Source organism: Lysinibacillus sp. GW247-5R2A, from assembly GCF_059424475.1.
On record NZ_JBWKZL010000009.1, the window covers coordinates 1 to 211 of the forward strand.

A 211-nucleotide genomic window follows, 5' to 3' on the forward strand; every position below is an offset into this window, starting at 1 on the left:
GTAGCACCAGTAGTTCCGGTAACACCAGTAGCGCCAGTAGCACCAGTAGTTCCAGTAACACCAGTAGCTCCGGTAACACCAGTAGCGCCAGTAGCGCCAGTAGAACCTGTAGTTCCGGTAACACCAGTAGCTCCGGTAACACCAGTAGCCCCGATAGCCCCTGTAGCACCAGTAACGCCAGTAGGTCCAATATCACCAGTAGTTCCGGTAG

At 54.5% G+C, this 211-nt stretch carries 1 protein-coding gene; it reads right to left on the reverse strand.

What is annotated here, in order from left to right:
- The coding region (locus AC07YC_RS14350) for a hypothetical protein (protein ID WP_494919716.1) at positions 1-211 on the reverse strand (211 nt) is incomplete at both ends.